13 protein-coding genes are annotated in these 13,265 nt (G+C 68.1%); 9 read left to right on the top strand and 4 right to left on the bottom strand.

All coding sequences use genetic code 11. The features are described 5' to 3' along the window. Positions 1-34: 34 nt before the first annotated feature. Positions 35-889 (top strand): carboxylating nicotinate-nucleotide diphosphorylase, encoded by an 855-nt coding sequence (gene nadC / locus CMC5_RS29845; protein ID WP_050433580.1) that lies wholly within the window; start codon positions 35-37, stop codon positions 887-889. 48 nt (positions 890-937) lie between these two features. Continuing rightward, positions 938-1,756 (top strand): biotin--[acetyl-CoA-carboxylase] ligase, encoded by an 819-nt coding sequence (locus CMC5_RS29840; protein WP_050433579.1) that lies wholly within the window; start codon positions 938-940, stop codon positions 1,754-1,756. 104 nt (positions 1,757-1,860) lie between these two features. Here CMC5_RS29840 and fbp read toward each other — a convergent pair whose 3' ends face one another. The 4 genes from fbp to CMC5_RS29820 form a co-directional block, all read right to left on the bottom strand. Continuing rightward, the gene (gene fbp, locus CMC5_RS29835; RefSeq protein ID WP_082362925.1) at positions 1,861-2,919 is read right to left on the bottom strand and encodes a class 1 fructose-bisphosphatase; all 1,059 of its coding nucleotides are present in this window, start codon (positions 2,917-2,919) and stop codon (positions 1,861-1,863) included. 877 nt (positions 2,920-3,796) lie between these two features. Further along, on the bottom strand, positions 3,797-4,738 hold the full coding sequence (locus CMC5_RS29830) for a hypothetical protein (protein ID WP_050433577.1): 942 nt from the start codon (positions 4,736-4,738) through the stop codon (positions 3,797-3,799). Positions 4,739-4,948: 210 nt separating this feature from the next. Then, positions 4,949-5,332 carry an AI-2E family transporter gene (locus CMC5_RS29825; RefSeq protein WP_179955485.1) on the bottom strand — a complete coding sequence of 128 codons (384 nt, stop codon included), beginning with the start codon at positions 5,330-5,332 and terminating at the stop codon, positions 4,949-4,951. Between the two features lie 23 nt (positions 5,333-5,355). Beyond that, positions 5,356-5,673, bottom strand: a complete 318-nt coding sequence (locus tag CMC5_RS29820) for a DUF2834 domain-containing protein (RefSeq protein WP_050436207.1) — start codon at positions 5,671-5,673, stop codon at positions 5,356-5,358. Between the two features lie 458 nt (positions 5,674-6,131). Here CMC5_RS29820 and CMC5_RS29815 point away from each other — a divergent pair, with 458 nt between their 5' ends. The 7 genes from CMC5_RS29815 (at position 6,132) to CMC5_RS29790 (ending at position 12,358) form a co-directional block, all read left to right on the top strand. Beyond that, on the top strand, positions 6,132-7,055 hold the full coding sequence (locus CMC5_RS29815) for a class I fructose-bisphosphate aldolase (protein WP_050433576.1): 924 nt from the start codon (positions 6,132-6,134) through the stop codon (positions 7,053-7,055). Between the two features lie 194 nt (positions 7,056-7,249). Then, positions 7,250-8,734: a leucyl aminopeptidase gene (locus tag CMC5_RS29810; protein WP_050433575.1), complete on the top strand. Its 1,485-nt coding sequence runs from the start codon at positions 7,250-7,252 to the stop codon at positions 8,732-8,734. Between the two features lie 4 nt (positions 8,735-8,738). After that, positions 8,739-9,578, top strand: coding sequence for a tRNA 2-thiocytidine(32) synthetase TtcA (gene ttcA / locus CMC5_RS29805; protein WP_050433574.1), 840 nt, complete (start codon positions 8,739-8,741; stop codon positions 9,576-9,578). A gap of 18 nt (positions 9,579-9,596) precedes the next feature. Continuing rightward, positions 9,597-10,445 carry a hypothetical protein gene (locus CMC5_RS29800; RefSeq protein WP_050433573.1) on the top strand — a complete coding sequence of 283 codons (849 nt, stop codon included), beginning with the start codon at positions 9,597-9,599 and terminating at the stop codon, positions 10,443-10,445. A gap of 88 nt (positions 10,446-10,533) precedes the next feature. Beyond that, positions 10,534-10,716, top strand: coding sequence for a hypothetical protein (locus CMC5_RS45120; RefSeq protein WP_156338951.1), 183 nt, complete (start codon positions 10,534-10,536; stop codon positions 10,714-10,716). Beyond that, entirely contained in the window at positions 10,713-11,714 is a 1,002-nt protein-coding gene (locus tag CMC5_RS29795; RefSeq protein WP_156338950.1) for a peptidylprolyl isomerase, read from the top strand. The genes CMC5_RS45120 and CMC5_RS29795 overlap by 4 nt, the downstream gene beginning before the upstream one ends. Then, entirely contained in the window at positions 11,711-12,358 is a 648-nt protein-coding gene (locus CMC5_RS29790; protein ID WP_050433571.1) for a roadblock/LC7 domain-containing protein, read from the top strand. The genes CMC5_RS29795 and CMC5_RS29790 overlap by 4 nt, the downstream gene beginning before the upstream one ends. Positions 12,359-13,265 lie beyond the last annotated feature (907 nt).

Raw genomic sequence — 13,265 nt, 5'->3', positions numbered from 1 at the left:
CGACCGCTGCTCCCCGATGACATACGGATCGGGGATGCTCGCTCCGTGGCTGCTGGACTCCCTCATCGACCGCGTCCTCGACGAAGACCTCGCCGGCGGTGATCTCACCACCGAAGCCTGCGTCGACGAAGGCGCCCGCGCCGTCGCCCACGCCGTTGCGCGCAAGCCCCTCGTCGTCTGCGGAGGCGCCGTCTTCTTGCGCGTCTTCCAGCGTGTCGACCCCGCCGTCGAAGGCGAACTCCACATCCCCGAAGGCACCCCCGTCGACACAGGCGCCCAGCTGTGGACCGTACGCGGCCCCGCGCGCTCCCTCCTCACCGCCGAGCGCGTCGCCCTCAACCTCACCCAGCGCATGAGCGGCGTCGCCACCCAGGCCCACCGCTACGTTGCCGCCCTCCCCCCTGGCTCCCCCGTCCGCATCACCGACACCCGCAAGACCACCCCGGGCCTCCGCGCGCTCGAACGCTACGCCGTCCGCATCGGCGGCGCCCACAACCACCGTGACAGCCTCGGCAGCGCCGTCCTCATCAAGGACAACCACATCATCGCCGCCGGCGGCATCACCGTTGCCATCGAACGCGCCCGCCAGCGCGCCCCCCACACCTCCCGCATCGAGGTCGAAGTCGACTCCCTCCCCCAGCTCGAAGAAGCCCTCGCTGCCGGCGCCGACATCATCCTCCTCGACAACTTCCAGACCGACGACATCCGCACCGCCGTCGCCCGCGTCCACCAGATCCCGCACCGCCGCCCCCTCCTCGAAGCCTCGGGCGGCATCACCCTCGAACGCATCCGCGAGCTCGCCGAAGCCGGCATCGACCTCATCAGCGTCGGCGCACTCACCCACTCCGCCAAGGCCGCCGACATCGCCCTCGACCTCGACCTCTCCTGACCCTCCTTCACGACCTCGACCTCTCCTGACCCTCCCGCGCAACCTCCCATGACCCTCCTGGACGAAGCGGCCCTCCGCCACGCCCTCGCCCGCCACGGCGCCACCCTCGGCACCCCGCTCACCCTCCTCGCCCAGACCGGATCCACCAGCGACGACGCCCGCCAGGCCGCCGCGCGCGGAGCCCCCCAGGGCGCCACCTTCCTCGCCGACGAACAGACCTCTGGCCGAGGCCGAGGCGGCCACCGCTGGCACTCCCCCCCTGGAGAGAACCTCTACCTCTCCGTCGTCCTCCGACCTCGCGTCCCCCCCACCGCAGCCGCCCCCATCTCCCTCGTCTGCGGCCTCGCCGTCGCCACCCTCGTCGAACGCGCCCTTGCCCCGCGCGAAGACACCGCAGCCCACGTTGCCGTCAAATGGCCCAACGACGTCCTCGTGAACGGCCGAAAGATCGCCGGCATCCTCGTCGAAGGCCAGATTCGAGGCGACACCCTCCAGAGCCTCGTCGTCGGCATCGGCCTCAACGTCAGCGCCCAGCGCTTCCCCGACGAACTCGCCGCCCGCGCCACCTCCCTCGCCCTCCTCGGCGCCCAGCGCTCCCGCGAAGAACTCGCCGCCGAGCTTCTCGCCCTCCTCGGCCACAGCGTCGACCGCTTCGCACGCGAAGGCCTCCGCGCCTTCGCCGACGAACTCGCCCAGCGCGACTGGCTCCGCGGCCGCAACGTCGCGATCGGCGACCTCTCCGGCACCGCCTGCGGCATCGACACAGAGGGCCACCTCCTCATCCGACGCGACACCGGCGAGGTCCGCGCGATCGCCGCCGGAGAGGTCAGCGTACGTTACGACGGACGCCTCGACCCCTCTTCCTGACGTTTCCTTCTCAGCGCCTCAGCGCCTCAGCGCCCCCACCGCCTCGGCCACCTCGCCTCGGCCACCTCAGCGCCTCGTGCCCTCGCGCGTCCCCCCCATCGAGTTCAGCGCTTCCCGCGCATGAACTCCTCGAACAGCGTCACCTCCTCCGTCCCCCCGAGCACCACCGGCACCCGCTGATGAAGCTCCGTCGGCTCGATGTCGAGAATCCGCTCACTCCCCGTCGTCGCTCGCCCACCGGCCGCCTCGAACACGAACGCGAACGGATTCGCCTCGTACAGCAACCGCAGCTTTCCCCGCTGATTCTTCCTGTCCGCCGGATACGCGAAGAGCCCCCCCTTCAGCAGCGTCCTATGCGCATCCGCCACCAGCGACCCCACGTAACGGCATGCATACGGCCGCCCCGTCCCCTTGTCCTCCTCCTTCACCCACGCATTCCAGCGCCGCACCTCCTCCGTCCACCGCCCCGAGTTCCCCTCGTTGATCGAGTACAGCCCACCCCCCGAAGGAATCCGGATGTTCTCGTGCGACAGAAAGAACTCCCCCACCGTCGGATCGTACGTGAACCCGTGCACCCCCCCCACGCCCGTCGTGATCACCAGCATCGTCGACGACCCGTAGAGCACGTACCCCGCCGCCAGCAGCTCCCGCCCTGGCCTCAGAAAGTCCGCCGCCTCAGCCCCCGCCCGGTCCTCCTTCTTCCGCAGAATCCCGAAGATCGTCCCGATCGAGATGTTCACATCGATGTTCGACGACCCATCCAGCGGATCCGTCACCACCACGTACCGCGCCCTCGGATCGGTCGACAGCACCCGCGGCTCTTCCAGCTCCTCGCTCGCCACCGCCGCGCAGTGCCCTCGCCGCCCCAGAGAGCTGAGCAGCGTCTCGTTCGCCACCTCATCCAGCTTCTGGACCTGCTCCCCCTGGACGTTCGTCTCCCCCGTGTACCCCAGGATGTTGGCCAGCCCGGCCCGCCGCACCTTCGACGTGATCAGCTTCGCCGCCAGCCCGATCTGGTTGAGCAGCGACGTGAACGCCCCCGTCGCCTCCGGGAACCCCATCATCCCATCGAGAATGTAGGTCTCCAGCGTGATCCCCACGCGCGAAGCCGCGGGCGGTTGAGTCCAGCTCTGCGTCAATCGACCCTCCGGTTCAGTCCCCATGTCGTCCCTCAGGAAACCTCGAAGAGGCATGCATCACGCCCCACCAGCTTCCATCCCATGACTCTGCCCCGAGGATTGCCCATCCAGAGCCTCTTCTCAACTGGAGCGACACCAGAAGCCCCTGACCCCCGCTCCCACCTCCCCCAGACCGCAGACGGATGCGCCCTCCTCCCGGACGCGCATGGCACCGAGAACGGACGCCCGCTCCTCGCCCCACGAACGCACAGACATCAGCCCCGCGCTCCCCGACAGCGGCGCCTCCATCCCATCACCCTGTGACGGCAGAGACGTCACAGGGTGATGGCAGTCCTTCACCCTGATGATGGCGAAGACGTCCTTCCTGGGATGGCAAACCTTCTCCCTGTGACGGAGAAGAGCTTCAGCCCTTCAACTTCATGGCGGCAGAGCTGACGCAGGGGAGACGAGTTGCGCAGGGGAGGGGAGTCGAGTTGCGCAGGGGAGGGGAGACGAGTTGCGCAGGGGAGGGGAGACGAGTTGCGCAGGGGAGGGGAGTCGAGTTGCGCAGGGGAGTCGAGTTGCGCAGGGGAGTCGAGTTGCGCACGCAGCGCGAGGGCCGCTGAGGGGAGGAGTTGCGCAGCGGGCAGGCGCGTGGCGCGCGTGGAGCGGGTAGCGTCCGCGCAACGGACCGTGAATCACGTGAGGGTGGCGGTTGCGCAGACGCCGATGACAGTGAGAGGCGGTGGCGCAGACGCTGGCGACAGCGGGAACTGACGGATCAGCTGCTCAGGACCAGGCCTGTACAGCCTCCCTCGACGGCCCCACCCTCGGACCCCGCCGGCGCCACCTCTCCCTTCATCTCATCTCAGCGCGATCGAGCGCTCATCGCGCCGCCCTCATCGCGCCTCGACGCATCGTCTCAAGCAGGCTCGCTCGACGTCTCCATGCTCACCGTCTCCCGCCTCGAGACCGGCGCACTGACCCCCGCCGCCTCGGCCTCCCTCCGCGTCGACGCCGCCATCTCACCGCTCTTCCTCCCGTCCTCGACCTTCTCCTGCGCGAGCGCCCCGCTCATCGCCTCCATCGCCCCACGCGGCGGCTTCACCCCGCCCTTCCTCTTCGGCGGACCATCCAGGAACCGCAGCGCGAACGCCTGCCTCACCACCGGCGTCCCCAGCGCCCGCCCTGCATTCCGTGCCGCGCGCCGCGCCTGCCGCGCCAGCGTCACCACGATCCCATCGAGCAGGTTCAGATACTCCGTCTCCTCGATCGGCCCTCGCCGTGCCGGCCGCTGCTCCAGCCCTGCCGAGAGCTTCGTCATCGCCGCCCCCAGCCCGAGCGCCACCCCGGGCCCCCCGCGTGACGCCGCTGCCGCCGCCACATCGGGCACCTCGAACGTCGCCAGCAGCAACCCGAGGTGCGCGTGCAGCAGCATCGCCTCCCCCCGCCCCTTCGGGACCCGCGACGTCTGCCCCAGCGTCGTCGTCACCCGACGCTGAACCTCCTCCGCCGCCCCTGCTGCGCGGAGCACCGTCATCACTGCGAGCAACACCGCCCGCGCCGACTCCCGCTGCGCCTTCGCCTCCTGGAGCGCATCCCCATACGCCAGCCGGTCCTGACGCATGACCCCCATTTGCCCCGTGCGCGTCACCTCTCCCGAGATCAACGCATCCCGCGCCACTGCGAGCAAGTCACCATCCGCAGCGCTGAAACCATGGTCGACGAGCGCCGCCCCATGCTTCCCCAGCGCTGCCAGCGTGGCATTGGCCTGTGCCACCGTATCGTGTGAGCTGTAGTGCTTCCCTACCGCGATGTAACTCGCCTTGGCCTGAGCAGAGAGCGTCGACGGATCGAACGACATGAGTTGTCTCCTGAGCTTTCATCAATGTGGGACGACTGCCGCCGGCGACGTTCCTGTCCCCGGGGCGACCCACTAGACGCTCGGCTGCGTGAAGTTATTCGCAGGCTCGGTCGATTTTTTTACGCACCTCCGCCCAAGGTGCAAACGCAGCTTCGCGTCCTCCTCCCTCAACGCACACCGAACGAGAAATCCTCCTCAGTTTTCAATGACTTACTGAAGGGACCCCCCTGTCGAAACCTCCGGGAGGCTCGCAGCAAACTCCCGGAGGCTCGCAGCAAACTCCGGGAGGCTCGCCGCAAACTCCGGGAGGCTCGCCGCAAACTCCGGGAGGCTCGCAGCAAACTCCGGGAGGCTCGCCGCAAACTCCCGGAGGCTCGCCGCAAACTCCGGGAGGCTCACAGCAAACTCCGGGAGGCTCGCAGCAAACTCCGGGAGGCTCGCAGCAAACTCCGGGAGGCTCGCAGCAAACTCCGGGAGGCTCGCAGCAAACTCCGGGAGGCTCGCCGCAAATGTCCCACGAGCGTCCGCAACACCCGGGACATATCGACCCCTCATCTCCTCACATTTGCCAGCCTCGCCGCCCTCACGAGACATCGGGCCGCATCGACTCGCTCACCTCACCTGTTTACGGCGTCCCGATGCCGCTCGCGAAGGAAGAGAAAGAGCGGCAGCGCGAGCGACGGCCCCACCGAGAGCGCCACGAGCGGCAACCACAGCTGGCGCATCCCGAGCCGGCGCCCCTCCACGAGCACGAAACAAAGCACCGTCACCCCCGAGACGAGCACGTCTGCCCATGCGAACGCCGCAATCCGATCCGCCGTCGCGAGCTGCACCAGCAGCGGCAGATCCAGACCATGCACCCCCAACCAGGGCGCGAACTGGCTCAGCGGAAGGAGCGTACCGATGACGGCGAGAGCTGCGTACGTGATCTGCATCGAGAACTCGGGGAAACCATACGCGAGCCGCGAGAACGCGCAGGAGTTTCGTACTCGCCACGTCGGACGAGGGCGCTCCCCTCGCGAGCCCCCCTCATGCTCGACGACATCCATCCCCCGCCGAACGCATGCGACCCATCCGCGACGGACACAATGCAGCATCCCCTCACGTCTCGCGTCGCCGCCCCTCACGTCGCAACCCTTCACGTAAGGACGGCCACGCCACCCACGTCCACCGCCTGCATCCGGACGCACCGACCCACCCGACCGCCGCACCCATCGCAGCGCGACGACGAACGACGCTCGCCTGGACGATGAACGATGCTCGCCTGCCCGATCGCGCTGGCCAGGTCGACGGGCCCCCTGGCCTGGTGCGTTTGGAGGTTGGGTCGGCGGCCAAGCCGGAGTATGCCTGCGTCCCAAGAGCTGTCCCCAGTACGAACCTGACGGAGCAATTCATGGCGCTCACCGATCGCGTTAAGCAGATCCTGTCCTGGTACGCTTCCGAGAATCCCGGCACCCAGACGAACCTCGTCCGCCTCCTCAATCACGGCGCCCTCACGGGCACCGGCAAGATGGTGATCTTGCCCGTGGATCAGGGATTCGAACACGGCCCCGTGCGCTCCTTCGCGCCCAACCCGGAAGCCTACGACCCGGACTATCACTATCAGCTCGCGATCGACTCGGGATGCAATGCCTACGCAGCCCCCCTGGGCTCGCTCGAGGCCTCCGCCGTCAAGTTCGCCGGCCAGATCCCGCTCATTCTCAAGCTGAACAACAGCGACACCCTCGCCAAGGTCGAGCCCCACTCCGCCATCACCGCCACCGTCGAGGACGCGCTCCGCCTGGGCTGCGTCGGTATCGGTTACACCATCTACCCGGGCTCCAGCGGCCGGAACCGCATGTACGAAGACCTCCGCGAGATCACCCTCGAAGCCAAGCGCAAGGGCCTCGTCGTCGTCGTCTGGGCCTACCCCCGCGGCACCGGCCTCTCCAAGGCCGGCGAGACCGGAATCGACGTGTGCGCCTACGCCGCCACCATTTCGGCCCAGCTCGGCGCCCACATCATCAAGGTCAAGCCGCCGACGGCGCACATCGAGCAAGACGCCGCGAAGAAGCTCTACGAGCAGCAAAACATCCCCATTGCCACTCTGTCCGAGCGCATTCGCCACGTCGTGCAAGCCACCTTCGGCGGCAAGCGCATCGTCATCTTCTCGGGCGGCGAGTCCAAGAGCATCGACGACGTCCTGGCCGACGTCAGCGAGCTGGCCAAGGGCGGCTCCTTCGGCTCCATCATGGGCCGCAATGCCTTCCAGCGCCCCCGCGACGAGGCCTTGAAGCTTCTCGCCGGCGTCATGAAAATCTACAAGGACACTCCCTGATCCGTGCGGATCCGGGCCTCGAAAGCCGGACGCTTGCGCGCTCCGGCTTTCCCGTCCGCTCCCGATGGGTGCGGAGAAGCCGCCGCTTCTCTCAAAAACCGCATTCCGGAGAGGGGACTTGTCGTGGTTAACTCCCGCCCCTCTCCCCCCCTTCGTGACATGAAATTCCTCACGAACTGAGATTCGGACAGCGCATGCCCATCAAGATCCAAATCGCCTCCTCCGACCCGCTGAGCACCCCCGCCGACGTCCTCGTCGTGGGCGTGCCCGAGGGGGCAGCACTGAGTGAAAGCGTCTTCTCACGGCTGCAAGAGTCCCTCGGTGAGGCTGTCTCCAGACAGCTCAAGCGCGACGATTTCACCGGCAAGAAAGACCAGAGCGTCGAGTTCACCACCTACGAGCGGATCAAGCCTGCCCGCGTCCTCGTCCTCGGGATGGGGAAGGGCCCCTTCTCCGACGCCGACGTCAGGTTGCTCGCGGCCCGAGGCGCCCGCTTCGCGACCGGCGCCCGCGCCCAGTCCATCACCCTCTCGGTGCCGGAGGGCATCGCCGGCGCGGAGCGGGCCGCAGCCGAAGGCCTCGTGCTCGGCTCCTACAGATTCACCCGTTACTTCACCGGCGATCGCCTCCCCAAGACCACCCTCGAGCGCGGCAGCGTCCTCGTCCAGGGCAAGGTCACCAAAGCGGGTCGCGACGCCGTCGCCCTCGGCCAGCAGATTGGCGAATCGGTCTGCATTGCCCGCGACCTCATCAATGAGCCCCCCAATGAACTCTACCCCGAGGCATTCGCTCGCTTTGCCACCACCGTCGGCAAGCAGCGCGGCCTCAAGGTCACCGTCTTCGACAAGGCCGCCCTCACCAAGCGCGGCATGAAGCTGATGCTTGCCGTCGGCCAGGGCAGCGCCCGCGACCCTCGCCTCATCCACATGGCCTACGTCCCCAAGGGGAAGCCCAAGGCCAAGCTCGTCTTCGTGGGCAAAGGCCTCACCTTCGATAGCGGTGGCCTGTGCATCAAGCCGGCCCCCGGTATGGAAGAGATGAAAGGCGACATGGGCGGCGCGGCCAACGTCGTCGCCCTCATGGCAGCGATTGCAGCGCTCAAGCCCGCCGTCGAGGTCCACGGAATCATCGGCGCCGCCGAGAACATGCCCGACGGCGACGCCTACCGCCCCGGCGACATCTTCGGCTCCCTGGACGGCAAGACCGTCGAGATCATCAACACCGACGCCGAAGGCCGCCTCGTGCTGGCCGATTGCCTCGCCTACGCCCGGACGCTCAAGCCCGACCTCATCCTCGACAACGCCACCCTGACCGGCGCCTGCGTCGTCGCCCTCGGCACCACCGTGTCCGCCTTCTTCGCCAACCGCGACGAGCTGGCCGACCGGATGCGCGCTGCAGCCCGCACCGCGGGAGAGTCCATGTGGCAGATGCCCCTCGTGGAAGAGCTGCGCGACGGCCTCAAGAGCGAGTGGGCCGACCTCAAGCACACCGCCGACCGCTGGGGAGGTGCCATCACGGCCGCGCTCTTCCTGCGCGAGTTCGTGGGCGACATCCCCTGGATCCACGTCGACGTCGCCGGCCCCTCCATGGCCAGCAAGCCTTACGGCATCTACACCAAAGGCGGGACGGGCCACGGCGTGCTCACCTTCCTGAGGCTCGTCGAGAGCTACGCGCGGTAACGCTGTGCAGATCCGTCGAAAGCTCGAGCGGGCGTTCAGCCGCGCCGTGACTGATTTCGAGATGATCTCCGAAGGAGATCGGATCATGTGCGCGGTCTCGGGCGGCAAGGACAGCTATGCAATGCACACATTGCTGGTCGAGCTCGCGCGTCGCGCCCCCGTGCGGTTCAGCATCATCGCGGTCAACATCGATCAAGGGCACCCGGGCTATCCCGGCCACCTCCTCCGCGATTACATGACCGCAGGCCAGCATGAATTCATGATGGTCTCGGAGGACACCTATTCGATCGTCACCGAGAAGATCCCGGAGAACAAAACCTACTGTTCTCTCTGCTCCCGGCTCCGGCGCGGCATCCTCTATCGCCTCGCCAAGGAGCTGGGGTGTACCAAGATCGCCCTCGGACACCACCGCGACGATGCCATCAACACCCTGCTGCTCAACCTGGTGTTCGCCGGACAGCTCAAGGCCATGCCCCCCAAGCTGATCTCCGACGACGGCGACAACGTGGTCATCCGCCCGCTCATCTACTGCGCAGAAGACGACCTCGCCGCCTTCTCGGCAGAGCAAGCATTCCCGATCATCCCCTGCGATCTCTGCGGCTCCCAGGACAACCTCCAGCGCAAAGCGGTGAGCCGCCTCCTCGCAGATCTCGAAGCGCGCCACCCCGGCGTGCGCCAGAACATGCTGGCCGCGCTGGGCAACGTCCGCCCGAGCCACCTGTTCGACAAGCGCCTCTGGAAGCAGCTCGGCCTGGAGGTCGCACAGGACGAACGCGCCGACAAAGAAGGACGCGACCTGGGCGACATGGTCCCGACGACGCGTCTGTTGCGGGACACCGCATAACGCTTGAGCAACAGGCCCATGGTCAGCTCGACGGACGAACCCCCTGCGTCGGATCTCCTGGAGGGGAGCCAGGTGGAAGACGCATCGCCCGTCCGTGCCTCGGGAGGACAGGGGAGTCCTCTCGGCGCCGAAGAACCTGGCGACCAGGGCTCACGGACGGAGGAAGCGAAGGTCCCGCTCACGCGCGCCTTCGCCGGATTCCGCGACGTGAGGACCATCCAGGCGATGCTCGCTGCGCTCGTCGCCTGGTCCATCACCATCGCGCCCGCTGCGTTCGCGCGGGGCTCTCTCGGGCAAGCGCGCTTCGTGGCGGTCCTGGCGCTCGCGTGCGGACTCGCCGCACCGCCGCTCGCGTTGGTGCGGAGAAGGCTCGGGCGCCATCTCGGCATCTCCGTGTTCGTCGCCCTGGCCTCGCTGACCTGGCTCCTGTCGTCCACCGCCCTCCAGCCCCTCCGCCTCGATCCCATCCGCGCCGCAATCGGCGCGATCGCGTGGGGCGTCTTCGCCCTCTCCTGGCGTGATCGCTGGTCGAGTGGTCCATCCCAGACGCCCGAGACCGACGCGCCCGTGCTGCAAGCCCGCTCGCGGCTCCCTCCCACCGCGCGCCTCATCGCGTCGATCGGCGTGCTGTCCGCGCTCGGCTTGCTCTTCCTCGCCTGGCGCGTCCGCGAGGTCGACCGCGGCCTCATGGCGCAAGCCGTCGCCATCGCCTGCGCGATCGCGCTCATGACCGCGGCCGCGGACGTGGCGGTCGCGCTGGGACGCCGCACGCAACCACCCCGCCGCTTGACCCCCCACGGCATGAAGCTGCTGCTCGGCCTGCTGGTATTTGCGGTCGGAGGAGCGGTCCTCCTCGCGATCCGCTGACGGCCCATGCGGAAGAAGACGGGGATGAGCGTCGCCAGATCGCTGGCGCTATCCCCTCGGCGAGCCGAACCGAGGTACACTGCGCGCGGTGTCCAGGGTGATCGACGTCTTCGCCAGCTTCCTCCTCGTCGCGGCAGCTGCCTCGTTTGCCTTCGGCGTTTATGCGCTGGGAAGTCGACAGGATTTCAAGGCGCTGTACCTGCTCATCGTGGGAGCCCTGGCGCTCCGTGCGTCGACCGACATGCTGCGGCCCCGCGGAGGGGGTCAGTGAGCCACGAACTCTTGCTGGCTGGATGCCTCGGTATCGCAGCGTGTGGTCTCGGCTGTCGCGATGAGGGGAGCCCACCGGGTGACCCGCCGCCGTCGACACAGCGGCTCGAAGGCGTGGTCGCCCGGGTCGGCGACGCCACCATCACCGCCGCCGCCGTCGCTCGGGTCGCGGTGGCCCAGGGGGTCTCGCCCCAGCTCGCCTTGGAGAAGCAGATCGACGACGAACTCTTCGCGAGAGAGGCCCACGAGCGCGGGCTGGTTTCCGCTGGAGCACTCCAGAACCGGCGCAACATCTTGCTGAGCCGGAGACTGCTGAGAGCACTCCTCGATGAGGCGGAGCGCGCTGGCCCAGTCACCGACACAGAGCTTGATGAAGTCTCCTCCCGGCGCTGGCTCGAACTCGATCGCCCCGAAGCCTTTCGCACCGTCCACGCCGTCGTTCAGATCCCCGAGGATGCCGACCCTGCGACGCGCGCCAAGGCGACGCGCATCGCAGAGGCGATCCGCGCTGCCGTCGTCCCGAGCGGTGACATCGCCCGTCAGGACCCGCCCCCCGAGACACAGCGCGGGGCCCAGAACCCCGACACCGCTCAGAAAGCCTTCCTCGACGCAGCGGCCAGCGTCGCCACCGAGGACCTCAAGGTGACCGCGGAAGCCCTGAGCCCCGTCACGGCCAGCGGTCGCGTCCTCCGGCCCGAGCCCCAGCAGTTCGACATCGCCTTCTCCGGTGCGGTCGCCAAGCTGGAGGCCCGGGGCGACATCACCGGCGTCTTCCCCTCTGCGCACGGCCTGCACGTGGCCATGCTGCTCGAGAGAGTCCCCGCTTCCGTGTTCCCCCGTGAAGAGCGTCGCCGCATGGTGCACGAGGAGGTCATGACCGCCCGCGCCCGCACGGCACACCTCGCCCTCATGGAAGGGCTACGTCGGCAGCACGGAAACCTCGTTCGCATCGTCGATGACGCCGATGCGAGCGTTGCCCTCGTCAAGATCGAGCCATGAGCCCTCCCCGGACGCACAGGCGAGATGCCTCGCCGCCCAGAGACCAAGCGCGCTCTCCCTTCACCGCCATCCTGGAGCAGCTGGTCGCCTCGACACCTGGCGCCCGAGGCGCCGCGCTCGTCGACTTCGAAGGGGAGACCGTCGACTACGCCGGAGGCGTGGATCCCTACGAGCTGAAGGTCGCAGCCGCGCACTGGCTGATCGTCCTCACGGAGATCTCGGACTCTCCCCTCGGGCCGCTGCGCCAGTTCATCGTCCGCGCCCGGTCCCACAGCTACATCATCCGTCAGCTCCAGCCAGGCTACGCCATCGTGCTGCTGCTCCATCCCCGGGCGGCCTTCTCCGTATCCGATCGCGCCCTGCTCGATGCCGACGCACGCATCTGCCTGGAAGCCGGCTGGCAGCAACCCCGCACCTCCTCCCGCTGGTACGGCGTCGACGTCGAGATGGATCGCGGCCGACCTGCTCGCCTGCGCGGGACGCGCGGCGAAGGCGACTGGCAACCCGTCGAAGTGATGGGATTCATGCTGGGCCTGCGACCACGCGAACAAGGATTCCGCATCCGCCTCCACAACGGCGCCGAGATGCTCCTCGTGCGTGAGCGGCTGGGACACTGGTTCGCCGACGAGCGCGTCGACGGCTGAGCTCCACCCACCAGGCCTCATCCCACCTCGAGCGCGTCTCGCAGCCACCCACCACCCGCCTGCAGCCGCGCCTCGCCTGCCCACCCCCTCGCGCTCCATCACGCACTCCCCACCCAGCGCCCTTCTCTCAGCGCTCGATTCCCAGCCAGAGCTCGACTTCCAGCAGCTCGCCCAGCTTCCAGCAGCTCGCTCACCCCGCCACGTACGCCGCGACACGTTACTCCTCCGCACCCGCGAGAAAAGGCACCGCCATCGTCGACTCGGATGGGTCCGTCGGCGCTCCGACCGTCGTCGCGGGCCAACCAACCAGCCCGTTCACCGTCCGAAGATGAGTTCTCCCCGCGCCAGCGAGCGACGGCACGCCACGACGGTCACCATGAAACCGATCCCAGAGCCTGGCTCGAAGTGCTCCTCGCCCGATCGACGCATGCACGCACGCCGTTCCCCAGAAGCTGGCCGAGTTGCACAGAGACCCCTGTTTGGAAAGCTGCGCCGAGCAACCGCCGGGCGAGGGCCACGATTCTACAACCGAGGAGACGCCTTCATGCAGGACACCCCTCCACCAGTTGACGCGACACGCCTCCTCCCGCCGCGCCCAACCAGAGTCAGCAGTTCGCCACGTCCAACCAGAGTCAGCAGTCGCGCGAAATCAGGGTCAGCAAGTTCCTGCGGCGGGGGAGGGCGCTCTCACGGGCCGTGTGAGCGCCGAATTCCCCCGAGAAACCGAGTGTTTCAACAATCGACAGGGAGAGGGGTTGACATACGGGGAGTCCTGAATAGATTCCGCCCTCCCTGGCGGCGCGAAAGTGCCGAGAGGGATTCGCCAACGGCACAGCGGAGCGTGATCTCCGGGGTGTAGCGAGGCGCAACGCAGAGTCGGAACGCTGCTCCTCGTCAGAGGAACTCG

The organism is Chondromyces crocatus (assembly GCF_001189295.1).
In the GTDB taxonomy this organism is placed as follows: Bacteria; Myxococcota_A; Polyangia; order Polyangiales; family Polyangiaceae; genus Chondromyces; species Chondromyces crocatus.
The sequence above is the reverse complement of the archived record's forward strand: the minus strand, read 5'-3'. Positions and strand labels throughout refer to the sequence as shown.